This is a genomic window from Serratia sp. CY84636 (assembly GCF_052166245.1).
Classification (GTDB): Bacteria; Pseudomonadota; Gammaproteobacteria; order Enterobacterales; family Enterobacteriaceae; genus Serratia; species Serratia nevei.
Genome location: NZ_JBJNOX010000001.1, coordinates 383940 through 406950, shown reverse-complemented (window position 1 = coordinate 406950; position 23011 = coordinate 383940). Strand labels below are relative to the sequence as shown.

The 23011-nt window shown below is 63.1% G+C and carries 22 protein-coding genes; 7 read left to right on the top strand and 15 right to left on the bottom strand.

The annotated features are described in order from the left end of the window. Positions 1 to 172 precede the first annotated feature (172 nt). Entirely contained in the window at positions 173 to 1465 is a 1293-nt protein-coding gene (locus tag ACJ8QI_RS02045) for a citrate synthase (protein ID WP_016928730.1), read from the top strand. A gap of 57 nt (positions 1466 to 1522) precedes the next feature. On the opposite strand, the gene nei is transcribed toward ACJ8QI_RS02045, so the two are convergent. The 12 genes from nei to ACJ8QI_RS01985 all read right to left on the bottom strand — a co-directional run bounded on the left by nei (position 1523) and on the right by ACJ8QI_RS01985 (position 11822). Continuing rightward, positions 1523 to 2314: an endonuclease VIII gene (gene nei / locus ACJ8QI_RS02040; RefSeq protein ID WP_060423635.1), complete on the bottom strand. Its 792-nt coding sequence runs from the start codon at positions 2312 to 2314 to the stop codon at positions 1523 to 1525. A 53-nt stretch (positions 2315 to 2367) separates the two neighbouring features. Continuing rightward, positions 2368 to 3012, bottom strand: coding sequence for a pyroglutamyl-peptidase I (pcp, locus tag ACJ8QI_RS02035; RefSeq protein ID WP_442532003.1), 645 nt, complete (start codon positions 3010 to 3012; stop codon positions 2368 to 2370). Between the two features lie 8 nt (positions 3013 to 3020). Further along, complete coding sequence (locus tag ACJ8QI_RS02030) at positions 3021 to 4040, bottom strand: DUF979 domain-containing protein (protein WP_049201994.1); 1020 nt, start codon at positions 4038 to 4040, stop codon at positions 3021 to 3023. Beyond that, a complete protein-coding gene (locus tag ACJ8QI_RS02025) occupies positions 4037 to 4768 on the bottom strand; it encodes a DUF969 domain-containing protein (RefSeq protein ID WP_016928734.1) in 732 nt (243 codons plus the stop codon). The genes ACJ8QI_RS02030 and ACJ8QI_RS02025 overlap by 4 nt, the downstream gene beginning before the upstream one ends. A 62-nt stretch (positions 4769 to 4830) precedes the next feature. Beyond that, positions 4831 to 5571, bottom strand: coding sequence for a 5-oxoprolinase subunit PxpA (gene pxpA, locus ACJ8QI_RS02020; RefSeq protein ID WP_060423628.1), 741 nt, complete (start codon positions 5569 to 5571; stop codon positions 4831 to 4833). Further along, positions 5561 to 6493, bottom strand: a complete 933-nt coding sequence (pxpC, locus tag ACJ8QI_RS02015) for a 5-oxoprolinase subunit PxpC (RefSeq protein ID WP_060440510.1) — start codon at positions 6491 to 6493, stop codon at positions 5561 to 5563. Before pxpC ends, pxpA begins: the two co-directional genes overlap by 11 nt. Beyond that, positions 6487 to 7143, bottom strand: coding sequence for a 5-oxoprolinase subunit PxpB (gene pxpB, locus ACJ8QI_RS02010; protein WP_004939909.1), 657 nt, complete (start codon positions 7141 to 7143; stop codon positions 6487 to 6489). Before pxpB ends, pxpC begins: the two co-directional genes overlap by 7 nt. A gap of 159 nt (positions 7144 to 7302) precedes the next feature. Beyond that, positions 7303 to 8046 (bottom strand): type 2 GTP cyclohydrolase I, encoded by a 744-nt coding sequence (locus ACJ8QI_RS02005; protein ID WP_025301873.1) that lies wholly within the window; start codon positions 8044 to 8046, stop codon positions 7303 to 7305. Positions 8047 to 8064: 18 nt separating this feature from the next. Beyond that, positions 8065 to 9045, bottom strand: coding sequence for an MBL fold metallo-hydrolase (locus tag ACJ8QI_RS02000; RefSeq protein WP_048232933.1), 981 nt, complete (start codon positions 9043 to 9045; stop codon positions 8065 to 8067). Between the two features lie 22 nt (positions 9046 to 9067). After that, on the bottom strand, positions 9068 to 10498 hold the full coding sequence (gene phrB, locus ACJ8QI_RS01995; protein ID WP_442532002.1) for a deoxyribodipyrimidine photo-lyase: 1431 nt from the start codon (positions 10496 to 10498) through the stop codon (positions 9068 to 9070). Between the two features lie 15 nt (positions 10499 to 10513). After that, complete coding sequence (locus tag ACJ8QI_RS01990; RefSeq protein WP_336843176.1) at positions 10514 to 11470, bottom strand: YbgA family protein; 957 nt, start codon at positions 11468 to 11470, stop codon at positions 10514 to 10516. A gap of 142 nt (positions 11471 to 11612) precedes the next feature. Further along, positions 11613 to 11822: a YbfA family protein gene (locus ACJ8QI_RS01985; protein WP_004939916.1), complete on the bottom strand. Its 210-nt coding sequence runs from the start codon at positions 11820 to 11822 to the stop codon at positions 11613 to 11615. Positions 11823 to 12263: 441 nt separating this feature from the next. Between ACJ8QI_RS01985 and ACJ8QI_RS01980 the strand changes: the two genes are divergently transcribed. The 6 genes from ACJ8QI_RS01980 (at position 12264) to kdpE (ending at position 20201) form a co-directional block, all read left to right on the top strand. Beyond that, positions 12264 to 12353: a K(+)-transporting ATPase subunit F gene (locus ACJ8QI_RS01980; RefSeq protein ID WP_016928742.1), complete on the top strand. Its 90-nt coding sequence runs from the start codon at positions 12264 to 12266 to the stop codon at positions 12351 to 12353. Continuing rightward, positions 12353 to 14041 carry a potassium-transporting ATPase subunit KdpA gene (kdpA, locus tag ACJ8QI_RS01975; protein ID WP_442532001.1) on the top strand — a complete coding sequence of 563 codons (1689 nt, stop codon included), beginning with the start codon at positions 12353 to 12355 and terminating at the stop codon, positions 14039 to 14041. Before ACJ8QI_RS01980 ends, kdpA begins: the two co-directional genes overlap by 1 nt. Positions 14042 to 14067: 26 nt before the next feature. Next, entirely contained in the window at positions 14068 to 16137 is a 2070-nt protein-coding gene (gene kdpB / locus ACJ8QI_RS01970) for a potassium-transporting ATPase subunit KdpB (RefSeq protein WP_169318119.1), read from the top strand. A gap of 18 nt (positions 16138 to 16155) precedes the next feature. Continuing rightward, positions 16156 to 16725: a potassium-transporting ATPase subunit KdpC gene (gene kdpC, locus ACJ8QI_RS01965; protein WP_038877509.1), complete on the top strand. Its 570-nt coding sequence runs from the start codon at positions 16156 to 16158 to the stop codon at positions 16723 to 16725. A gap of 73 nt (positions 16726 to 16798) precedes the next feature. Beyond that, positions 16799 to 19495 carry a two-component system sensor histidine kinase KdpD gene (gene kdpD / locus ACJ8QI_RS01960; RefSeq protein ID WP_087763325.1) on the top strand — a complete coding sequence of 899 codons (2697 nt, stop codon included), beginning with the start codon at positions 16799 to 16801 and terminating at the stop codon, positions 19493 to 19495. 16 nt (positions 19496 to 19511) lie between these two features. After that, on the top strand, positions 19512 to 20201 hold the full coding sequence (gene kdpE / locus ACJ8QI_RS01955; RefSeq protein WP_038877506.1) for a two-component system response regulator KdpE: 690 nt from the start codon (positions 19512 to 19514) through the stop codon (positions 20199 to 20201). A gap of 27 nt (positions 20202 to 20228) precedes the next feature. On the opposite strand, the gene ACJ8QI_RS01950 is transcribed toward kdpE, so the two are convergent. The 3 genes from ACJ8QI_RS01950 to pgm all read right to left on the bottom strand — a co-directional run bounded on the left by ACJ8QI_RS01950 (position 20229) and on the right by pgm (position 23001). After that, the gene (locus tag ACJ8QI_RS01950; RefSeq protein ID WP_038877504.1) at positions 20229 to 20528 is read right to left on the bottom strand and encodes a DUF3861 domain-containing protein; all 300 of its coding nucleotides are present in this window, start codon (positions 20526 to 20528) and stop codon (positions 20229 to 20231) included. After that, positions 20528 to 21166, bottom strand: a complete 639-nt coding sequence (locus ACJ8QI_RS01945) for a PadR family transcriptional regulator (protein ID WP_060423604.1) — start codon at positions 21164 to 21166, stop codon at positions 20528 to 20530. The genes ACJ8QI_RS01950 and ACJ8QI_RS01945 overlap by 1 nt, the downstream gene beginning before the upstream one ends. A gap of 191 nt (positions 21167 to 21357) precedes the next feature. Then, positions 21358 to 23001 (bottom strand): phosphoglucomutase (alpha-D-glucose-1,6-bisphosphate-dependent), encoded by a 1644-nt coding sequence (gene pgm, locus ACJ8QI_RS01940; RefSeq protein ID WP_055311938.1) that lies wholly within the window; start codon positions 22999 to 23001, stop codon positions 21358 to 21360. Between the last annotated feature and the right edge of the window lie 10 nt (positions 23002 to 23011).

The following is a 23011-nucleotide window of genomic DNA, read 5'->3' as shown; positions in this document are numbered from 1 at the left end:
AACTGGTCACCTGTCTCGTTCGCCTGGTCAGCACTCTGTACCCTACCCGCGCACAGTTGCGCAGTCGCTCACAGAGTTAGCGTCCGCACCATTTTTTTGCGGGCAACCTGCAGAGATTTAAGGTATTTCAGTTGTTAGTGGTTTTTAAAATAAGGCGCTAAGGAGACAGTAAATGACTGATAAGAAAGCGACGCTAACCATTAACGACAGCGAAGCTCCGATCGAACTGGGCGTATTGACACCGACACTGGGCCCTGATGTCCTCGATGTCCGCGCTCTGGGTTCCAAAGGTTATTTCACATTTGATCCCGGCTTTACCTCCACCGCTTCTTGCGAATCCAAGATTACCTTCATCGACGGCGACAAAGGCGTGCTGCTGCACCGCGGCTTCCCTATCGAGCAGCTGGCGAAAGAATCTTCCTACCTGGAAGTGTGCTACATCCTGCTGTACGGCGAGACCCCAACGCCGGAAGAGTTCGAGACCTTCAAGACCACCGTCACCCGCCACACCATGATCCACGACCAGATCACCCATCTGTTCCGTGGTTTCCGTCGCGACTCGCACCCGATGGCGGTGCTGTGCGGCGTGACCGGCGCGCTGGCGGCGTTCTACCACGATGCGCTGGACGTCAACAACGAGCGTCACCGTGAAATCACCGCGTTCCGTCTGCTGTCCAAAATGCCGACCGTGGCCGCGATGTGCTACAAATATTCCCTGGGCCAGCCGTTCGTTTACCCGCGCAACGATCTGTCCTATGCGGGCAACTTCCTGCACATGATGTTCGCCACCCCGTGCGAAGAGTACGTGGTGAACCCGGTGCTGGAACGCGCCATGGACCGCATTCTGATCCTGCACGCCGACCATGAGCAGAACGCCTCTACCTCTACCGTGCGCACCGCCGGCTCTTCCGGCGCCAACCCGTTCGCCTGCATCGCGGCCGGTATCGCCTCCCTGTGGGGACCGGCGCACGGCGGCGCCAACGAAGCGGCGCTGAAAATGCTGGAAGAGATCAAGACTGTCGAGCACATTCCGGAATTCATCAAGCGCGCCAAGGACAAGAACGACTCCTTCCGCCTGATGGGCTTCGGCCACCGCGTGTACAAGAACTACGATCCGCGCGCTACCGTGATGCGCGAAACCTGTCACGAAGTGCTGAAAGAGCTGAACAAGAAGGACGACAACCTGCTTCAGGTCGCGATGGAGCTGGAGCACATCGCGCTGAACGACCCGTACTTCATCGAGAAGAAACTGTACCCGAACGTCGACTTCTACTCCGGCATCATCCTGAAGGCGATGGGCATTCCTTCTTCCATGTTCACCGTGATCTTCGCCATCGCGCGCACCATCGGCTGGATCGCCCACTGGAACGAAATGCACGACGAAGGCATCAAAATTGCCCGTCCGCGTCAGCTGTACACCGGCTATGCCGAACGCGATTTCAAATCCCAGCTGAAAAACAAGTAAGCCGCTTTCCCGGCTGAAACCGCACAGCGCCGCCCCTTCGGGCGGCGTTTTTTTTGGTTATTTCTGGCAGCCCGGGCACCAATAAAACGGCCGCGACGACAGTTCGGTACGCACGATCATCCCACCGCAGCGTTCGCAGGGCTCGCCGCTGCGATGAAACACCTTGAAGCGAAACAGCGCGCCGTGATGCCGGTTGTCATCCGCCTGCCCGCGCGTCTGGTAGGAAAGGCGCGGCACCGCCAGCAATGCCTCCGCCAGGTGGCGCAGCGCCTCTGGCGTCAGATCCTGCGGTTTGTGCGGCGGCGCCAGTTCGGCCTGCCACAGGATTTCGGCGCGCAGATAATTGCCCAATCCGGCAAGAAACGCCTGGTCGAGCAGCATGCCCCCCAGCTGCCTGCGTCGAAAACGCGGCGTCAGCAACCGCTCCGCCACATCGTCTACCGTCAGCGACATGTCCAACACGTCAGGGCCGATGCGTTGCAAAAACGGGTGTTGTTCTATTTCCTCGCGCGGCCCGACGGTAATGTCGGAAGCGCTGTAGAGCAATATCGCGCTGCGGGCGGTTTCCAGCCGCACCCGCAGATCGCGCTTGGTCTCCGGCGTCTCCCCGGCCGCCGCCACTTTCCACACGCCGTACAGCTGGTTATGGCTGTACATCGTCAGCCCATTGGAGAAATGGGTCAGCAGCGCCTTGCCGCGCGGCTCGATGGCGACGATGCGCTCGCCGAGCAGACGCTGGCGATAGTGTTTCAGCTGGGGAAAAGCGAAATCGACGGCGGTCAGCGGCTGATCGATCACCGCCGCCGCCAGTTTGTCCGCCGCCCGGCGAATCTCCGGTCCTTCCGGCATAGACCACTCCTTGCGTAGACCCGGCGCAGCCCGATGCGCCGGGGATGACATGATTAATGCGTCGCGCCGCCCACCACTTTCAGATCGTGCTCCACCTGCAAAGCGATGGAAACGGCCAGCTCCAATGCAAACAGCACCGTCGAGGCCGCCATGCTCGGCGCACCGGGGTGCGCCGCCGCCTGTTCCGGCAGGTACGGGATATGGATAAACCCGCCCTTGACCTCGCGCTGGCCGCTCAAACGGTGCAGCAGCCCATACATGACATGGTTGCACACGTAGGTGCCGGCGGTCTGCGAAACGGAGGCCGGAATGCCGGCCTCGCGCATCGAACTGACCATCGCTTTAATCGGCAAGGTGCTGAAATAGGCCGCCGGACCGCCGGCGACGATCGGCTCGTCCACCGGTTGCTGCTCCTGATTGTCGGGGATACGCGCGTCGTCGACGTTGATCGCCACCCGTTCAATCGTGATGTCGGTGCGGCCGCCGGCCTGGCCGATAGCCAGCACCATCACCGGCTGCACCTCGTCGATCGCCGCATTGAGCGCGTCCAGCGCCGCGCCGAACACGCACGGCAGCTGGCGCGCCACGATGCGCGCACCGACCAGCTCCATATCATTGAGCTGCTTCACCACTTCCCAGGAGGGGTTGAGGCGCTCGCCGCCAAACGGCTCAAAGCCGGTAATCAATACTTTTTGCATCCTTACTCCTACAGGAACATCAGGAAATACAGCAGGAACACGTTAACCAACAGCAGCAGCACGCCGGTCGGCACCTGCGCCTTGATCACCGCATTCTTGTCCGGCAGCTCCAGCAGCGCCGCCGGCACAATGTTGAAGTTCGCCGCCATGGGCGTCATCAGGGTGCCGCAATAGCCGGAGAACATGCCGATCGCCGCCATCACCGCCGGGTTGCCGCCGTGCTGCAACACCAGGATCGGAATGCCGATGCCGGCGGTAACGATCGGGAAAGCGGCGAAGGCGTTGCCCATCACCATGGTCAGCACCGCCATACCGATAGCGTAGACTGCCACGGCGATAAAGCGGTTATCGACCGCCAGATACTCCTGGGTCAAATGCGAGATCGCGGTGCCGACGCCGGCGACGGTAAACAGCAGCCCCAGCGTGGCGAGGATCTGCGGCAGAATGAACGCCCAGCCGATCGAATCCAGCAGGCGCCGCGCTTCCTGTATCGGCTGCAGGGCCTTCTCGTGGGTCATTTTCACCGCGATCGCCAGGCCAATCAGGCAGCCGACGGTCATCGAGAACAGGGTGATCAGCGTCGCATGGTTGCCGCTGCCGAACACCGCGGTTTGCAACGCCGGCACGTTGTTGAACAGCAGCACGCCGATCACCGTCACCACCGGGATCGCCAGAGCGGGGATAAACAGCTTATTGCCCAGGCGCTTGGCGCTGGCCTCGCGCTCCTGCGGCGTTCGCTGGTGATAGCTGCCGAGGCGCACGCCGCCGAAGCCGGCAATCAGGGCCATCACCACCACCACCCCGCCAACGATGATGTGCAGCATGCGTTTCTCGTTGCTGCCTTCGCCCAGCACGTCGCCCAGCAGGCGGTAAGTCCAGTCGCCGACCAGGAACACCAGGCCGTACAGCCCCCAAAACAGCCCGGTGGTGATGCGGCGCGGGTTGGCGCGATCGCGGAAGGACATCACCGCCACAATCAGCAGCACCGCGCCGGCCAGCCAGTAGAGATATTGTTGCTGGAAGTTCATCGTGCCTCCCCCTTCGCCTGCAGCGCCGCCTGATTCAGCTGCGCCAGCTCGGCGCTCAGCTGCTTATCCATCCGATACAGCCGGAACGCGTGGATCAGGAAAGCGAAAATCGCGGTCGGAATGCCCCACAGCGCGATATGCAACGGCTCGGTCTGAATACCGCCGGACTCCAGCATAAAGTTGTGCATGAAGATGATCGCGCCGAAGGCGACGAAGATATCTTCGCCGAAGAACAGCCCGACGTTGTCGGTCGCGGCCGACATGGCGCGCAGACGGTGGCGGGTGCGCTCCGGCAGCTCGCCGTAGCGGTTTTCCGTCGCCCCTTCCGCCATCGGCGCCAACAGCGGCCGCACCATTTGCGGATGCCCGCCCAGGCTGGTCAGCCCCATCGCTGCAGTAATCTCGCGCACGAACAGGTATACGATCAGCAAACGGCCGGCGGTGGCGCTTTTGATCTTGGCGATCCACGCCTGCGCACGCTCTTTCAGCCCGTGGCGCTCCAGCAGGCCGATCACCGCCAGCGGCAGCAGCAGGATCAGCGGCAGGTTACGGGTGTTGAGAAAGCCCTCGCCGAGCTTTTCCAGAATGACGTCCAGCGGCATCAGCGCCGCCAAACCGGTGATGATGCCGGCGGCGATCACCACCAGCACCGGGTTGAAACGCAATACAAACCCGACCACGATGGCGGCGATGCCAATCAGTGGCCAGAGATTCACGGCCTGTTCCATAGTCTTCCCTCGATATTTTCTAATAGTTTTTTGCTTGTGATGTTGTGTCTTGCTTTATTGCTTTACTGCTCCGCGCTGACGCGGATGCCCTGCTGAACAAAACTGTCCCGCAGCTTGCGCGCATACGCCAGCGCATGCTCGCCGTCCCCATGCAGGCAGACGGTTTCCGCCTGAACGGCGGTCCAGACGCCATCCACGCTGCGCACCCGGTGATGGCGCACCATCTCCAGGGTTTGCGCCAGCGCCTGTTCGTCATCGTCGATCAACGCCCCCGGCAAACCGCGCGGCACCAGCGTGCCGTCGGCCTGATAGCCGCGATCGGCGAATACCTCCTGCCGGGTGGTCAGACCGAGTTGTTCCCCGGCGCGGATCAGCTCGCTGCCGGCCAGCCCCACCAGCCGCAGCGCCGGATCGACCGCCTGCACCGCCCGGGCGATCGCTTCCGCCAGCGCCGGCTCAACCGCCGCCTGGTTGTACAGCATGCCGTGCGGCTTAACGTGCACCATCACCCCACCCTCGGCGCGGGCGATGGCCGCCAGCGCCCCGAGCTGATATACCACCTGCGCGTACACCGTTTCCGGCGGCAGCTGCATGCGGGTGCGGCCGAAGTTCTCCCGATCGGGAAAACTCGGGTGAGCGCCGATCGCCACGCCGTACTGCAATGCCCAGCGCACCGACTGACGCATGGTCTGCGCATCGCCGGCGTGGAAGCCGCAGGCGATGTTGGCCGAACTCACCAATTGCAACAGCGCCTGGTCGTTGGCGCAGCCTTCGCCGAGATCGGCGTTCAAATCAACGATCATGTAACCCCCAGGCAATCTGTCGAAGGAAGAGATCCTGCTCAGCCTTGGCGCGCTGCGCCTCCGTCAGAGAGCAGAGAACGAAGTGGATCGGTTCGCCGAGACGGATCTGCGCCAAGTGGTAGAGATCGGCCTCGATCACGCAGGCGATACGCGGGTAACCGCCGGTGGTTTGCGCATCGGCCATCAGCACGATCGGCTGGCCGTTGTGCGGCACCTGCACCACGCCGGGCAGCAGGCCGTGCGAAAGCATCTCGCGGTCGGTGGTGCGCTCCAGCGGCGTGCCGCCGTGCAGGCGGTAGCCCATGCGGTTGCTCTGCGGGCTGAGCTGCCAGGCGGTGCGCCAGAACGTGTCCTGCGCCTCTTCGCTGAATTCAGCGTACTCCGGCCCCGGCAGCGCGCGGATGCGGTTGGTGAACAGCAGCTGTTTCACGCCGCAGCGGTGTTGCGGCAGCGCGGTGGATTTGCCCAGCGGCAGCCGATCGCCGTCCTTCAGGTTACGGCCTTCGTGGCCGCCAAAGGCGGCTTTCATGTCGGTGCTGCACGAGCCCAGCATTTCCGGCACGGCGATGCCGCCCGAGATCGCCAGGTAGCTGCGCATGCCGCGTTTCGGCGTGCCCAGCGCCAGCCGCTGCCCCTTTTTCACCGGGTAGCGCCAGCCGGTCCACAGCGGCTTGCCGTCCAGCTGCGCGTCGCAGCCGGCGCCGGTCAGGGCGATCCAGCCAGGGCGGGTAAACTCGGCGCTGAACTGGCCGAGGGTGATCTCCAGCCCGGCGGCCTCCGGCGCATTGCCCACCAGCAGGTTGGCGATCTTCAACGCCGGTTGATCCAGCGCCCCGCCGGTGCTGATGCCCAGGCGGCGGAATCCCTCGCGGCCCAAATCCTGCACCGTGGTATAGATGCCGGCACGCAGAATAATCAGCATACGCCCTCCTTCTGCGGCACGAAGCGCACGTTATCGCCCGGGCGCAGCAGCGTCGGCGGCATTTCATGCGGATTGAACAGCGCCAGCGGCGTGCGGCCAATCAGCTGCCAGCCGCCGGGCGTCACCAGCGGATAGATGCCGGTCTGGCCGCCGCCGATGCCGACGGAGCCGGCCGCCACCGCCAGACGCGGCTCAGCGCGGCGCGGCGTCGCCAGTTGTTCCGGCATACCGCCCAAATAGGAGAAACCCGGCTGAAAGCCGAGGAAATAGACCACGTAGGCCGCCGCCGCGTGGCATTCCACCACCTGCCGCGGCGTCATGCCGGTATGGCGCGCCACTTCATCCAGATCGGGGCCTTGCTCCCCGCCGTAGACCACCGGAATATCCACCTGGCGCGATTCCGGCGTCAGGCTCTCTTTGCTTTCCCAACCTTGCTGCAGCAGCGCGAGCATCGCTTCAGCGTCGGCCTGCGGCGTATGCAGCAACAGCGTCAGGTTATTCATCCCCGGCACCACTTCCCGCACGTCGGGGTGGTGATTCAGCTTTTCCGCCAGCGCCCAGATGCGCTGCTGGCTCGGTAAGGTCACCGGCGGCGACAGTTCAAGCACTACCGCTCTCTCACCCAACAGGTAATAACGTGCTTGTTGCACCCTTATTCTCCTTATTATTATCGCGATGAAAAACACACCAGTTATGCGTGACGCGGCCCCGGCTGTCAATAGAACGCAACCATAAGGAAAATAAGGAAATAGCGCGGTAAAAGGATTCAGCCGGCGCACAGGCCGGGCTGGATCCGGGGAAGAAAAAAATCAGGCGGGATTCGGGATATCGATAAAGGTCACATCAAAGCCGTGGTGCTGCGCCAGCCAGTCGCCCAGCGCCTTCACGCCGCCGCGCTCGGTGGCGTGGTGGCCGGCGGCGAAGAAATGCACGCCCATTTCGCGCGCGCTGTGAATGGTCTGCTCAGACACTTCACCGCTGATGAACGCATCGACGCCGAAGCGCGCCGCGCTGTCGATAAAGCCCTGGCCGCCGCCGGTGCACCAGGCTACCCGGCGAATGTGCTCAGGCGCGTTATCGCCGCAGTGCAGCACCGCGCGCCCCAGCCGGCTTTCGATACGCTGCTGCAGCGCTTCGCCGGTCAGCGGCTGTTCAAATTCGCCGTGCGGCACCAGCGGCTCGACGTCGCCAATCACCCGAATGCCCAGCGCCTGCGCCAGCTGCGCGTTGTTGCCCAGCACCGGATGCGCGTCCAGCGGCAGATGGTAGCCGTACAGGTTGATGTCGTGGGTCAGCAGCGTTTTCAGGCGATTGCGCTTCATGCCGCGCACCGCCGGCGCCTCGTTTTTCCAGAAATAGCCGTGGTGCACGATAATCGCGTCGGCCTGATGCGCCACCGCAGCGTCCAGCAGCGCCTGACAGGCGGTGACACCGGTCACGATGCGCTGCACGTGCGGGCGGCCTTCTACCTGCAATCCGTTGGGGGCGTAGTCCTGAAACGCCGCGGCGTTCAGTTCCGTGTTGATCAGTTGTTCCAGATCGAGGTTACGCATTCTCTTCTCTCTTCATAGTCAAAATGTCTGCCGGTCGCCCTGCGCCATCAGGATAAATTTCACGCCCAGATCGTTGCCCTGCGCCAGCTGTTGCGCAATGGCGGCGCGCGTGTCTTCGCCCTGCTTCAGGCTGGGCTTGATGTGGCTGATCACCACCGGCAAACCGTTCAGCGAGCCATCGCCGCCGCTGTACTGTGTCAGGTTCTTCAGCTCCTTCAGCAGCCAGGCCGGCGTCAAATGGCCGTACAGATGTTTATCCTCCACCCCGTTAGGGTAAGAGGTTTCGATAATCATGCCCTTGAGCTTCTTCTGCTCGACAAGCGGCCCCAGCGCGCGCCAGACGGTATCGAGATCGCGCGACTGCTCGACCTTATCCGGCCCGGTATCGCCGAAGTAGGCGAAGAACTCGCTGCCGTTGGAAATCAGCAGCATCGACGACGGATAGCGATCGTGGCTGAGCGGGTACATCACGCCGGTCAATCCGGTCAGGCCGAGGGTAAACCGCTGCTGCGGCCGCACCGTTTGCAGCCGGTAGGTGCCCAGCCGCGAGCCGTTGCCGGCGTCGGTAAAGTTCGGCCACGCCTTCCAGTTGAAGTAGTGATTACGCAGGGTCAGTACGGTGTCCGCCTGGGCGTAAACGGTTTTTTTATTGTCCTCGGGTGAGCCGACGATCAGCCCCGCCACGTGGTCCAGGTGGCCGTGGCTGATAAAGTAGCTGCCGATCAACTGCCGGAACACATAGCCCTGTGGCGTGTAAGGCGCGGCCAGCTCGGGCGTCACCTGCGGGAAGCTGCCCTTCTCCAACCCTTTGGCGATGCCCGGCAGCAGCGAACCGGCGTCCAGCGCCACATACCGCGGCTGATTGTCGCTGCGGATCAGGTAGGAGGTCAGATTGCCGTCGCTGACGCCGCCGTCGACGCCGAGCGCCACCACGTCAAAGCCGGCGATCGCCAGCGCCGAATAGCCGCTCAGGCACAGGGCCAGCACCTTTTTCATCATTGCGTCGCTCCTTGCAGTTGCCTCAAGACTCTCCCCGTTTTGCCGCCTCGAACGCCGCCAGCGTCTCCAGCCGGGCTTGCTTATGGTCGACGATCGGCAGCGGGTAGTTCAGCGTGCATCGCTGCTTTTCCGCCCAGCGATGGGGGTGATGGATGTCATTGTCGGGCACATCCGCCAGTTCCGGCAACCATTTACGGATAAAAGTGCCTTGTGGATCAAAACGTTCACCCTGAGTCGTCGGGTTGAAGATGCGGAAATACGGCGCGGCGTCGGTGCCGGTGGAGGCCGCCCACTGCCAGCCGCCGTTGTTGGCCGCCAGATCCCCATCCAGCAGTTGCGACATGAAATAGCGCTCCCCGGCGCGCCAGTCGATCAGCAGATCCTTCACCAGAAAACTGGCGCTGATCATGCGCAGCCGGTTGTGCATCCAGCCGGTGGCGTTCAACTGGCGCATGGCGGCATCGACGATCGGGTAGCCGGTCTCGCCCCGCTCCCAGGCCTGCAGCTTCGCCGCGTCATCGCACCAGCGCACCTTGTCCGTCCAGGCGATAAACGGCCGATGGCGGCACAGATCGGGATAGGCCACCAGCAGATGGCGATAGAACTCGCGCCAAATCAGCTCGTTGAGCCAGGCGAAGGCACCGCTTTCGCGATCTTCCAGCAACTGCGGGCATTCGGCGCGCAGGCGATTGAAGCACTGGCGCGGCGACAGCACGCCGATCGCCAGATAGGGCGACAGGCTACTGGTGCCGGCGAGGGCCGGCAGATCGCGCTGCCGGAGGTAATCCTGCACCTGCTCGCGGCAAAAGGCGCGCAGCCGCTGCAACGCGGCCTCCTCACCAACGGGATAGCCATCCCCGATGTCTGCCGTGGGATAATCGAACGCCGCCGGCGCCTCAGGCATGGGTAACGCACCGCCGGCGCGGATCTTCGGCGCCGGCAGGCAACTCACGTCGGACTCGGTCAGGCGTTGAAGAAAGGCGTTGCGAAACGGCGTATAGACCTTGTACATCTCTCCGCCGCCGGTGAGCACGCTGCCCGGCGGCAACAGCAGGCTGTCATCGAAACCGTGGCACCTCACCCGGCCACTCAACCGCTGTTCCAGCCGCGCATCGCGCCGCCGTTCGTTCAGTTCGTACTGGCGATTGTAAAACAGCGCATCCACCTGCTCCCGCTCGCAATAGTCCGACAGCCAGTCAATCGACGCGGCAAAGTCCGCACAGGCATGGCAATGCAGCGCAATGCCCTTGTGCGCCAGCGCCTGCTGCACCGCCTGCAGGCTGGCGTGGATCAGCGCCGCCTGCCGCGGCGCCATCTCATGTTGCCGCCACTGCTGCGGCGTGGCGATAAACACCGCCAGCACCCGGGCTTCGGGATCGCTGCAGGCGGCGTGCAGCGCGTTGTTGTCGGTGATACGTAGATCGTTACGCAACCAGACCAGATGCGTGGTCATAAAACTCCTTGTCAATCAATGGCCGTAACGCAAACGCAGCGCCTCCGGATAAGGTTCGAAATAGCGTTGTTCCGCCAGATAGCGATCGGGGTATTCCGCCATGTAATGTTTGAGCAGCGCGATCGGTGCCAACAGCGGCTGCATGCCCTGCCGGTAGCGATCGATCAGATGCGCCAGCTCCTGGCGCTGCGCCGTACTGAGCTGACGGCGGAAATAGCCCTGCACGTGCATCAACACATTGGTGTGGTTGCGGCGCGTTGCCTTGTGCGCCAACAGCGCCATCAGGCGGCTGCGGTATTCCACGGCGAAGGCCTCCAGCGAGTCCCAGCGGTGAATATCGGCGACGAAGCGCCCCAGCTCGCGATACGCCGGCTGCGAATGCGCCAGCAGCGACAGCTTATAGCGGCTGTGAAACGCGATCAGCCCGCCGCGGGTCAGCCCCTGACGCCACAGCATGTTCAGCTCGTACAGCGCATACACCCGTTCAATGAAGTTTTCCCGCAGTGCCGCGTCCTGCAATCGTCCATCCTCTTCGACCGGCAGCCACGGCATCTGGCGCAGCAGTTCGGCGGTAAACAGACCGACGCCGTTTTTACGCGAATCCTTGCCGTTTTCGCTGTAGACTCGCACCCGCTCCAGGCCGCAGCTCGGTGACTTGGCGCAGACGATATAGCCGCACAGATGCTGCAAGGCCGCCACGCGCTGCGCGGAGAAGCTGCGCATCTCCTCGGTCAGATCCACGCTGGCGTCGTTGCTGTAGCGCATCGCCGGCCACGGCTGCGCCTGCTTCACCAGGCGCAGCGCCGGGCGCGGCGTAGGCAGCCCGATCGCCATTTCCGGGCAAACGGGCTCAAAGCGCACATAGGGCGCCAACTGTTCCACCGCAAAGGCCAGCCGCTTGTGGCCGCCGTCGAAACGCACCGTCTCGCCCAGTAAACAGGCGCTGATGCCGATAGGGATCTTGTCACTCATACCGCTCTCCCGTGTTGTTGGCCGATGAGGAAAGTGTAGAAGAATGGCTTGCCGAATACGACCTTGCGCTTGATAGGGGCGGCAAGAGGCATAAAAAAACCCCCGCCGCAGGGCGAGGGTTTTTTCGTGAATCGGCAGCGACTCAGTAGAAATCGCAGGACGCCAGTTCCGCCTGCTGCAGCCAGACCGGCTTATCGCTGGTTTTTGACCAGACGCGGTGCAGGTAGCTGTAAAAACGCCCGCGATCGCTGCGGAACAGCATCACCGGCAGGGCCAAAATGCCCGCGATAACCACTGCGCTGCGGCGCAGGAGAATCCGATGCAATGAATAAGCGTGATAGGTAGTAGACATGCGAACCTCCTTAAAAACGCCTGCCGTTGATTTGTCAGGGAAAACGGCGTCGGCGTATCAAATGAACAATCGGTAATTTGGTAACTGAGCAAAATTTTAGCGCACTTGATGAAAGTTTACTACTCATCCGACCACTAAATCGCACAAAAAATCGCTAATCGCCGCAGCGATCCGTAATTTTGTTACAGCCAAGTTAATTTTTAACTTACCATGGGTTACATTGTGGTTATTATCCGGGTGGTTATTTCCCGCTTACGCCCGTTCGCCCTGCCCCATCAGGGGCAATCTCTCCACCGGCCTGATGGTTGAAGCGCTGAATTTCCGCTGAAATTTCAGCCATTTTTATACTTTTTTTACACCCGCCCGCGCGATTTTTTCATCTTCTTTCTACCCCTCTCCCTACACTGCCTCTATCAAAAACAACACCTCTGGAGGTGTCCCGTGAGTTTCAGCGTTATTGGTGGTGCGCTGTTGGTTCTGCTGCTGTTGGCCTATTTGGTCTACGCCCTGTTTAACGCGGAGGATTTCTGATGGCGGCTTCAGCCTTTTTACTGATCGCCAGCTTCCTGCTGGTGCTTCTGCTGCTGGCCCGGCCGCTGGGCGGCTTTATGGCGCGCCTGATCGAAGGTGAGCCGCTGCCTGCGCTGCGCGGGGTAGAAGCCGGCGTCTGGCGCGCCTGCGGCATCCGCGCCACCGAGATGAACTGGTGGCAGTACGCGCTGGCGATCCTGGCGTTCAACCTGCTCGGCCTGGCGCTGTTGTTCGCCCTGCTGATGACGCAGGGCTCGCTGCCGCTCAACCCGCAAGGCTTCCCGGGCCTCTCCTGGGATCTGGCGCTTAACACCGCCGTCAGCTTCGTCACCAACACCAACTGGCAGGCCTACAGCGGCGAAAGCGCCCTCAGCTATTTCAGCCAGATGGCCGGGCTGGCAGTGCAGAACTTCGTCTCCGCCTCCACCGGCATCGCCGTGGCCTTTGCGCTGATCCGTGCCTTTACCCGCCGCGCCGGCAAGACCGTCGGCAACGCCTGGGCCGATCTGTTCCGCATCACGCTGTATGTGCTGCTGCCGATCGCGCTGCTGATCGCCCTGTTCTTCGTCAGCCAGGGCACGCTGCAAAACCTCCTGCCTTACCTGCACGTCACCACGCTCGAAGGCGCGCAGCAGACGCTGCCGATGGGGCCGGTGGCCTCGCAGGAAGCGATCAAGATGCTCGGCACCAACGGCGGCGGCTTCTTCGGCGCCAACTCGGCGCACCCGTTCGAGAACCCAACCGTGCTGACCAACTTCGTCCAGATGCTGGCCATCTTCCTGATCCCCTGCGCGCTGTGCTTCTCCTTCGGCCAGTTGGCCGGTGAAAACCGCCAGGGCCATGCGCTGATCTGGGCAATGGCGCTGATCTTCGTGGTAGCTGTGGTGGTGGTGATGTACGCCGAACTGGCAGGCAACCCGCACCTGAGCGCGCTGGGCGCCGACAGCAACATCAATATGGAAGGCAAAGAGTCGCGCTTCGGCATTCTTGCCACCAGCCTGTTCTCGGTGGTGACCACCGCCGCGTCCTGCGGGGCGGTTAACGCCATGCACGACTCCTTCACCGCGCTGGGTGGCATGGTGCCGATGTGGCTGATGCAGATCGGTGAGGTGGTGTTCGGCGGCGTCGGCTCCGGCCTGTACGGCATGCTGCTGTTCGTGCTGCTGACGGTGTTTATCGCCGGTCTGATGATCGGCCGCACCCCGGAATATCTGGGCAAGAAAGTCGACGTTTACGACATGAAGATGACCGCGCTGGCGATCCTGGTCACGCCGACGCTGGTGTTGCTGGGCAGCGCGCTGGCCATCGGCACCGACGCGGGCCGCGCCGGCATCCTCAACCCGGGTGCCCACGGCTTCAGCGAAGTGCTGTACGCCCTGTCCTCCGCCGCCAACAACAACGGCAGCGCCTTCGCCGGGTTGAGCGTCAATACGCCGTTCTACAACCTGCTGTTGGCCTTCGCCATGTTTGTCGGCCGCTTCGGGGTGATCCTGCCGGTGCTGGCGATCGCCGGTTCGCTGAGCGCCAAACAACGCCAACCGGCGGGCAACGGCACCCTGCCGACCTATGGGCCACTGTTTATCGGCCTGCTGATCGGCACCGTGTTGCTGGTGGGCGCGCTGACCTTCGTGCCGGCGCTGGCGCTGGGACCGGTGGCCGAGCATTTGCAGCTTTGGTTGGCAAACTAACCGACGTCACAGAGAGAGAATAAGAGATGACTCGCAAACAACGCGCGCTGTTTGAACCGGCCCTGGTGCGCACCGCGCTGATCGATGCGGTGAAAAAACTGGACCCTCGCGTTCAATGGCGCAACCCGGTGATGTTCGTGGTGTATATCGGCAGCATTCTGACCACCGCCATCTGGCTGGCGATCCTCACCGGCCAAACCGACGGCGCCGCCGCCTTTACCGGCAGCGTCGCCCTGTGGCTGTGGTTCACCGTGCTGTTCGCCAACTTCGCGGAAGCGCTGGCCGAAGGGCGTAGCAAGGCCCAGGCGGAAAGCCTGAAGGGCACCAAGAAAACCAGCTGGGCGAAAAAACTGGCCGGCCCGCGCCGCGACGGCGCCACGGAGAAAGTGGCCGCCGACAGCCTGCGCAAGGGCGATATCGTGCTGGTGGAAGCCGGCGACACCATCCCGTGCGACGGCGAAGTGCTGGAAGGCGGCGCCTCGGTAGATGAAAGCGCCATCACCGGTGAGTCCGCGCCGGTGATCCGCGAGTCCGGCGGCGACTTCTCCTCGGTCACCGGCGGCACCCGCGTGCTGTCCGACTGGCTGGTGGTGCAGTGCAGCGTCAACCCGGGGGAAACCTTCCTCGATCGCATGATCGCCATGGTGGAAGGCGCCAAACGCCGCAAAACGCCGAACGAGATCGCACTGACTATCCTGCTGGTGGCGCTGACCATCGTGTTCGTCCTGGCCACCGCCACCCTGTTCCCGTTCTCGCAATACAGCGTGGAAGCGGCCGGCAGCGGCAGCGTGGTCACCATCACCGTGCTGGTCGCGCTGCTGGTCTGTCTGATCCCCACCACCATCGGTGGCCTGCTGTCCGCCATCGGCGTGGCCGGGATGAGCCGCATGCTCGGCGCCAACGTGATCGCCACCAGCGGCCGCGCGGTGGAAGCCGCTGGCGACGTGGACGTGCTGCTGCTGGATAAAACCGGCACCATCACGCTGGGCAACCGCCAGGCTTCGGAGTTCCTGCCGGCACCGGGCGTGAAAGAGCAAGAGCTGGCGGATGCCGCGCAGCTGGCCTCGCTGGCGGACGAAACGCCGGAAGGCCGCAGCATCGTGGTGTTGGCCAAACAGCGATTCAACCTGCGCGAACGCGATCTGCAGGCGCTGAACGCCACCTTCGTGCCCTTCTCCGCCCAGACCCGCATGAGCGGCGTCAACGTGCAGGAGCGCATGATCCGCAAAGGCGCAGTGGATGCCATTCGCCGTCACGTCGAATCCAATCAGGGGCACTTCCCGCGGGCGGTGGACGATCTGGTGGAAAGCGTGGCGCGCACCGGCGGTACACCGCTGGTGGTGGCGGAAGGCGCCCGAGTGCTGGGCGTGGTGGCGCTGAAGGATATCGTCAAGGGCGGCATCAAGGAACGCTTCAATGAGCTGCGCAAGATGGGCATCAAAACGGTGATGATCACCGGCGATAACCCGCTGACCGCGGCGGCGATCGCCGCCGAAGCCGGGGTGGACGACTTCCTGTCGGAAGCCACGCCGGAAGCCAAGCTGGCGCTGATCCGCCAGTACCAGGCGGAAGGCCGCCTGGTGGCGATGACCGGCGACGGCACCAACGACGCCCCGGCGCTGGCGCAGGCCGATGTGGCGGTGGCGATGAACTCCGGCACCCAGGCCGCCAAAGAGGCGGGCAACATGGTCGATCTGGATTCCAACCCGACCAAGCTGATCGAAGTGGTGCACATCGGCAAACAGATGTTGATGACGCGCGGCTCGCTGACCACCTTCAGCATCGCCAACGACGTGGCCAAATACTTCGCCATCATTCCGGCGGCCTTCGCGGCCACCTATCCACAGCTGAACGCACTGAACGTGATGCATCTGCATTCCCCGGCCTCCGCCATCATGTCGGCGGTGATCTTCAACGCCCTGGTGATCGTGTTCCTGATCCCGCTGGCGCTGAAAGGGGTGAGCTACAAACCGATGAGCGCCGCGGCCCTGCTGCGCCGCAACCTGTGGCTGTACGGGGTCGGCGGCCTGCTGGTGCCGTTCGTCGGCATCAAACTGATCGACCTGATCCTAGTCGCGCTGCACGTTGCCGGTTAACCATTGAGGGTAATGAACATGACTTATTTACGACCTGCGCTGGTGATGCTGATCCTGCTGACGCTGATCACCGGCATCGCCTATCCTCTGCTGACCACCGGGCTGGCGCAGCTGCTGTTTCCGGGTGCGGCCAACGGTTCGCTGCTGTACCGGGGCGACAAGGCGGTCGGCTCCGCGCTGATCGGCCAGAACTTCACGCGCCCCGACTATTTCTGGGGCCGCCCATCGGCCACCGGCGATTCGGCCTATAATCCACTGGCCTCTGCCGGCAGCAACCTGGCGGCCACCAACCCGGCGTTGGATAAGGCTATCGCCGAGCGCGCAGCGCAGCTGCGCCAGGCCAACCCTGCGATGAGCGGCCCGATCCCGGTCGATCTGCTGACCGCCTCCGGCAGCGGGTTGGATCCGCAAATCTCGATCGCCGCCGCACAATATCAGCTGGCACGAGTCGCGGCGGCACGGCATCTGCCGCCGGAACAGATCGCCAAACTGATCGAAGACAACACCGATCGGGCCACGCCCAACTTCATGGGGGAATCGGTGGTGAACGTACTGAAGCTGAACCTGGCGCTGGATGCGTTGAAGTAACGCGCCGTATTCAGCATAGTGATAGGGTTCGGCATGCCGAACCCCTTTTTGCTTGGTAACACAAGGAATTGTCATGGTCGAAGAAGAGCAGCAGCGCCCCGATCCCGATAGCCTGCTGGCGATGGCCAATGAAAAACCGCGCGGCCGATTGAAAGTATTCTTCGGCGCCTGCGCCGGCGTCGGCAAAACCTACGCCATGCTGCAGGAAGCCCAGCGTTTGCGCGCTCAGGGGCTGGACGTGCTGGTCGGCGTGGTGGAAACCCACGGCCGCAGCGAGACCGCCGCCCTGCTCGACGGCCTGACGCTGCTGCCGCAAAAACGCATCCAGCATCGCGGCCGGCTGGTGCATGAATTCGATCTCGACGCCGCGCTGGCGCGCCACCCGGCGCTGGTGCTGATGGATGAACTGGCGCACAGCAACGCTCACGGTTCGCGCCACCCCAAACGCTGGCAGGATGTGGAAGAGCTGCTGGATGCCGGCATCGACGTGCTGACAACCGTCAACGTACAGCATCTGGAAAGCCTGAACGACGTAGTGGGCGGCGTGACCGGCGTGCGGGTGCGTGAAACGGTGCCCGACCACGTGTTTGACGAGGCCAGCGAAGTGGTGCTGGTCGATCTGCCACCGGACGATCTGCGCCGGCGGCTGCACGAAGGCAAAGTGTATATTCCCGGCCAGGCCGAGCGCGCCATCGAGCACTTCTTCCGCAAAGGCAACCTGATCGCCCTGCGCGAGCTGGCGCTGCGCCGCACCGCCGATCGGGTCGATGACCAGATGCGCGAGTTTCGCGACACCCAGGGGCGCGAGAAAGTGTGGCACACCCGCGACAGCATTCTGCTGTGCGTCGGCCACAACAGCGGCAACGAAAAGCTGGTGCGCATCGCCGCCCGGCTGGCGGCGCGGCTCGGCTGCCACTGGCATGCGGTCTATGTGGAAACCCCCAAGCTGCACCGGCTGCCGGAAAACCAGCGCCGCGCCATTCTGCGCGCGCTGCGGCTGGCGCAGGAACTGGGGGCAGAAACCGCCACGCTGGCCGATCCGTCCGAAGAGCGCGCGGTGCTGCGCTATGCCCGCGAGCATAACCTCGGCAAAATCATCATCGGCCGCCGCAGCGAGCAGCGCTGGAAGCTGCGCGGCAGCTTCGCCGATCGCCTCGGCCGGCTGGGCCCGGATCTCGATCTGGTGATCGTGGCGCTGGAGAGCGACACCGCACAACCGCCGCCGGGCAAGGAGCACGACGGCCGCAGCTTCAATGATAAATGGCGCATGCAGCTGCGCGGTTGCGTGGTCGCGGTGGCGCTGTGCGCGCTGATTACCCTGCTCTCGCAGTGGCTGCTGCCGGGCTTCGATCAGGCCAACCTGGTGATGGTCTATCTGCTCGGCGTGGCGATCGTCGCGCTGTTCTTCGGCCGCTGGCCGTCGGTGCTGGCGGCGGTGATCAACGTCGCCAGTTTCGATCTGTTCTTCGTCCAGCCCGAATGGTCGTTCGCCGTCAGCGACATGCAGTATCTGCTGACCTTCGGCGTGATGCTCGCCGTCGGCATCATCATCGGCAACCTGACCGCCGGGGTGCGCTATCAGGCCCGGGTGGCGCGCTACCGCGAGCAGCGGGCGCGCCACCTGTACGAAATGTCGCGCGGGCTGAGCCGCGCGCTGACCGTGGCCGACATCGCCAACACCAGCCGCCACTTCCTCTCCAGCAGTTTCCAGGCGAAAACCGTGCTGCTGCTGCCGCAGGAAGACGGCCGCCTGCAACAGATGGTCGGCGAGGAAGGCGGGCTGCTGTCGGTAGACGAGGCCATCGCGCGCTGGAGCTTCGACAAAGGCCTGCCGGCCGGCGCCGGCACCGACACCCTGCCCGGCGTGCCTTACCAGCTGCTGCCGCTCAATACCCCCAAGCAGACCTTCGGCCTGCTGGCGATCGAACCCAACAACCTGCGCCAGCTGATGGTGCCGGAACAGCAGCGGCTGCTGCAGACCTTCGCGGTGCTGATCGCCAGCGCGCTGGAGCGGCTGCACCTGGCGCGCAGCGCCGAAGAAGCCAAGCTGGACGCCGAGCGCGAACAGCTGCGCAACTCGCTGCTGGCGGCGCTGTCGCACGATCTGCGCACGCCGCTGACCGTGCTGTTCGGCCAGGCGGAAATTCTCACGCTGGACCTGGCGGCCGAAGGCTCCAATCACGCCACCCAGGCCAGCCAGATCCGCCAGCAGGTGCTGAGCACCACCCGGCTGGTGAACAACCTGCTGGATATGGCGCGCATCCAGTCCGGCGGTTTCAGCCTGCGCAAAGAGTGGCAGTCGCTGGAAGAGATCGTCGGCGCCTCGCTGCACATGCTGGAGCCGCTGCTCAGCCAGCATCCTATCGTGGTCGAACTGCCGCCGGAACAGATCCTGGTCAACTGCGACGGCAGCCTGCTGGAGCGGGTGTTCACCAACCTGTTGGAAAACGCCAATAAATACGCCGGCGCCGAGGCCACCATCGGCATTCGCGCCCGCACGCTGCCCGAGTGGCTGGAAGTCGAGGTCTGGGATAACGGCCCCGGCATCCCCGCCGATCAGCTGCAGCTGATTTTCGACAAGTTTTCACGCGGCAATAAAGAGTCGGCAATCCCCGGCGTCGGCTTGGGGTTAGCGATTTGCCGTGCCATTATTGAAGTGCATGATGGCCGCATCTGGGCGGAAAACGGCGCCAACGGCGGCGCCAGCTTCCGCTTCGTGCTGCCGCTGGAAAAACCGCCCGAGATCGACGGCGACGCCTTCGATCTGTAATCAACGCAGGGGAAACGTGAGCATAACGCCAACCAACATTCTGATTGTTGAAGATGAAAAAGAGATCCGCCGCTTCGTGCGCACCGCACTGGAGAGCGAAGGCCTGCGGGTATTTGAAAGTGAAACGCTGCAGCGTGGGTTGATTGAAGCCGGCACGCGCAAACCGGATCTGATCATTCTTGATTTGGGCTTGCCGGACGGCGACGGGCTGAGCTACATCCGCGATCTGCGGCAGTGGAGCGCCATTCCGGTGATCGTGCTGTCGGCGCGCAACGCCGAAGAGGACAAAATCGCCGCGCTGGACGCCGGCGCCGACGACTACCTCAGCAAACCGTTCGGCATCGGCGAGCTGCTGGCGCGGGTACGGGTCGCACTGCGTCGCCACTCCGCCAGCCAACAGGAAAGCCCGCTGATAAGCTTTTCGGAAATCACCGTCGATCTGGTGAATCGCCGGGTACTGCGCAACGACGAAGATCTGCATCTGACGCCGATCGAGTTTCGCCTGTTGGCGGAGCTGCTGGCCAACGCCGGCAAAGTGATCACCCAACGCCAACTGTTGAGCCACGTCTGGGGGCCGAACTACGTGGAGCACAGCCACTATCTGCGCATCTACATGGGCCACCTGCGGCAGAAGCTCGAAGCCGATCCGGCCCGGCCCAAACACCTGCTGACCGAAACCGGCGTCGGCTATCGCTTCATGCCTTAACCCCGGCGGGCGCGGTTTGCCGCGCCTTTACGCCGCCGGCCCCTTCTTCAATCCGACCATAAATTCTTTAAACGCATCGCGCAGCGGAGCGAACACCGGGTGTTTGCGGTTTTCGATCATCACTTCGGAGAACAGCTTCAAGCCTACGGCGAAGGCCGCGCTCTGCTCGGGGCCGAAGTTCAGATCGTCACGCGCCCGGATGCGTTCGACGATATCGAGAATATCGTCGTGGTTGGTCACTTCAAAACTCAGCGGCGCTTTCTCGACGGGATTGCCCTGGCGATCGCTCAGGGCTTCAACGGTAATAGTAAAACGGTGGCCGGGCATCAGTTCTTCTCCTGCTGCGTGGGTTGAATATGCATTTCGCTTTCGATCGCCGCCACGGCGGTCAGCAACGCGGCGTTGATGCGCTCCACCTGCTGCGGCGTGAGATCGGCGCGCATCACGTTGCCGCGCAGCAGGCTGCGCAGGCGGTTCATGGCGTCGTAGATGCCTTCCGCCAGATTGCCGTGCCGATGATGCTCGCGGCCGGCGCCCGCCAGACGCGCCAGAATGACGTCAACCACCTGTTGATGCTTTTGCAGCTCGCCCTCGCCCGCGGCGGTGATGCGGTAGCTTTTGCGGCCGTTGCCGGTGGTGAGCGGCTCAAGGAAATCCTGCTCTTCCAGCAGCGTCAGCGTGGGGTAAATCACCCCCGGGCTCGGCACGTACAGGCCGGATGACGCCTCCTCAATCGCCTTGATCAGCTCATAGCCGTGGCTGGGCTTGCGCGCCACCAGCGCCAGCAGTACCAGACGCAGATCGCCGTGCTCGAACAGACGGTGACGCCCGCCCCGGCCGCCGCGCCCACCCCGGCCGTGCTCTTCGCCTTCGCCGCCGAAGTGATGGCGTCCACCGCGATGACGGCGGCCCTCTTCGCATTCATGATGGTGGTGATGCCGGTGTAAACCTAATCGATGAAACATAGGGTGATACCTCGCTTTAACAGTGAACATCAATACGAGGTTGTTTAGATATATCTAAACAGCGTCGATGACGCTAATCTAGATCGATATATCTAAATGCGCAAGCGTGCGCCGGTAAAAAGATATATCTAAATTGCAGGCATAAAAAAAGCGCTGTAAAAACAGCGCTTTTTATCAATCAAGAAAAGCGATTACTTGGCGGAGGCCAGCACTTCGCTGACGATCTCGACCGCTTCGTGCTCGATCTTCTCGCGGTGTTCCGCCCCGAGGAAGCTCTCGCAGTAGATCTTGTATGCGTCTTCGGTACCGGAAGGACGGGCCGCGAACCAGCCGTTGTCGGTCATCACTTTCAGGCCGCCAATCGACGCGCCGTTGCCCGGTGCCGCAGTCAGACGGGCGGTGATCGGGTCGCCCGCCAGGGTATTGGCCTTGACCATCTCCGGCGACAGCTTGGACAGCGCCGCTTTTTGCGCCGCAGTCGCTGGCGCCTGGATGCGGTTGTAGCTTGGCGCACCGAAGCGTTTGGCCAGATCGTCATAGTGATGCTGCGGGTTTTCACCGGTTACCGCGGTGATTTCAGCCGCCAGCAGGCACATGATGATACCGTCTTTGTCCGTCGACCACGGTTTGCCGTTGAAGCGCAGGAACGAGGCCCCGGCGCTCTCTTCGCCGCCGAAGCCCAGGCTGCCGTCGAACAGGCCGTCCACGAACCACTTGAAGCCGACCGGCACTTCCACCAGCTTGCGGCCCAGGTCGGCCACCACGCGGTCGATCATCGCGCTGGACACCAGCGTTTTACCGACTGCGACATCAGCGCCCCACTGCGGGCGATGCTGGAACAGGTAGTTGATGGCTACCGCCAGATAATGGTTCGGGTTCATCAGGCCCTTCGGCGTGACGATGCCGTGGCGGTCGTAATCCGGATCGTTGGCGAACGCCAGATCGAATTTGTCGCGCAGCGCCAGCAGGCCGGCCATCGCCGACTCGGACGAACAGTCCATGCGGATGATGCCGTCGTGGTCCAGGTGCATAAAGCGGAAGGTCTGATCGATGGAATCGTTCACCAGCGTCAGATCCAGCTTGTAGTGCTCCGCCACGCGCTGCCAATAGGCGATGCCGGAACCGCCAAGCGGATCCACGCCCAGTTTCAGGCCGGCGCGTTGGATGGCCGGCATGTCGACCACCTCAACCAGGCCTTCGACATAAGGCTGCACCAGGTCTTTGGCATGCAGGTGGCCGCTGTTCCAGGCCTTGTCCAGCGACTGGCGCTGAACGCCTTTCAACTGTTGCGCCAGCAGTTCGTTGGCGCGCTTTTCAATCACCGACGTCAGGTTGGTGTCGGCCGGGCCGCCGTTCGGCGGGTTGTACTTGATGCCGCCGTCTTCCGGTGGGTTATGGGACGGCGTAATGACGATGCCGTCGGCCTGCGCGCCGCCGCGGCGGTTGTGGCACAGAATGGCGTGCGATACCGCCGGCGTTGGCGTGAAACCGTTATTTTCCTGCACGATCACATCGACGCCGTTGGCGGTCAGCACTTCCAGCACGGAAATGAAGGCCGGCTCGGACAGCGCATGGGTGTCTTTGCCCACGTAGCACGGGCCGGTGGTGCCCTGCTGATGACGAACTTCGGCGATCGCCTGAGCGATGGCGAGGATGTGCGCTTCGTTGAAGCTGTGACGCTGCGCGCTGCCGCGGTGGCCGGAGGTGCCAAACTTCACCGCATGTGCGGGATTGCCGGCTTCCGGTTGCAGCACATAGTACTGCGACGTCAGCTGGGCTACGTTGATCAGATCGCTTTGGCGGGCGGGCTGCCCGGCACGTGGATTATTCGCCATCGACATATCT

What these genes read in the sequence shown, in the direction of transcription:
- ACJ8QI_RS02045 (WP_016928730.1), top strand. Translation starts at nt 173, where the DNA reads ATGACTGATAAGAAAGCGACGCTAACCATTAACGACAGCGAAGCTCCG.
- ACJ8QI_RS02005 (WP_025301873.1), bottom strand. Translation starts at nt 8,046, where the DNA reads ATGCGTAACCTCGATCTGGAACAACTGATCAACACGGAACTGAACGCC.
- ACJ8QI_RS01950 (WP_038877504.1), bottom strand. Translation starts at nt 20,528, where the DNA reads ATGCCCGGCCACCGTTTTACTATTACCGTTGAAGCCCTGAGCGATCGC.
- ACJ8QI_RS02030 (WP_049201994.1), bottom strand. Translation starts at nt 4,040, where the DNA reads ATGAACTTCCAGCAACAATATCTCTACTGGCTGGCCGGCGCGGTGCTG.
- pgm (WP_055311938.1), bottom strand. Translation starts at nt 23,001, where the DNA reads ATGGCGAATAATCCACGTGCCGGGCAGCCCGCCCGCCAAAGCGATCTG.
- ACJ8QI_RS02000 (WP_048232933.1), bottom strand. Translation starts at nt 9,045, where the DNA reads ATGATGAAAAAGGTGCTGGCCCTGTGCCTGAGCGGCTATTCGGCGCTG.
- kdpD (WP_087763325.1), top strand. Translation starts at nt 16,799, where the DNA reads ATGGTCGAAGAAGAGCAGCAGCGCCCCGATCCCGATAGCCTGCTGGCG.
- kdpA (WP_442532001.1), top strand. Translation starts at nt 12,353, where the DNA reads ATGGCGGCTTCAGCCTTTTTACTGATCGCCAGCTTCCTGCTGGTGCTT.
- pxpC (WP_060440510.1), bottom strand. Translation starts at nt 6,493, where the DNA reads ATGCTGATTATTCTGCGTGCCGGCATCTATACCACGGTGCAGGATTTG.
- ACJ8QI_RS01990 (WP_336843176.1), bottom strand. Translation starts at nt 11,470, where the DNA reads ATGAGTGACAAGATCCCTATCGGCATCAGCGCCTGTTTACTGGGCGAG.
- phrB (WP_442532002.1), bottom strand. Translation starts at nt 10,498, where the DNA reads ATGACCACGCATCTGGTCTGGTTGCGTAACGATCTACGTATCACCGAC.
- nei (WP_060423635.1), bottom strand. Translation starts at nt 2,314, where the DNA reads ATGCCGGAAGGACCGGAGATTCGCCGGGCGGCGGACAAACTGGCGGCG.
- ACJ8QI_RS02025 (WP_016928734.1), bottom strand. Translation starts at nt 4,768, where the DNA reads ATGGAACAGGCCGTGAATCTCTGGCCACTGATTGGCATCGCCGCCATC.
- kdpC (WP_038877509.1), top strand. Translation starts at nt 16,156, where the DNA reads ATGACTTATTTACGACCTGCGCTGGTGATGCTGATCCTGCTGACGCTG.
- ACJ8QI_RS01985 (WP_004939916.1), bottom strand. Translation starts at nt 11,822, where the DNA reads ATGTCTACTACCTATCACGCTTATTCATTGCATCGGATTCTCCTGCGC.
- pxpA (WP_060423628.1), bottom strand. Translation starts at nt 5,571, where the DNA reads ATGATCGTTGATTTGAACGCCGATCTCGGCGAAGGCTGCGCCAACGAC.
- ACJ8QI_RS01945 (WP_060423604.1), bottom strand. Translation starts at nt 21,166, where the DNA reads ATGTTTCATCGATTAGGTTTACACCGGCATCACCACCATCATGAATGC.
- pcp (WP_442532003.1), bottom strand. Translation starts at nt 3,012, where the DNA reads ATGCAAAAAGTATTGATTACCGGCTTTGAGCCGTTTGGCGGCGAGCGC.
- kdpB (WP_169318119.1), top strand. Translation starts at nt 14,068, where the DNA reads ATGACTCGCAAACAACGCGCGCTGTTTGAACCGGCCCTGGTGCGCACC.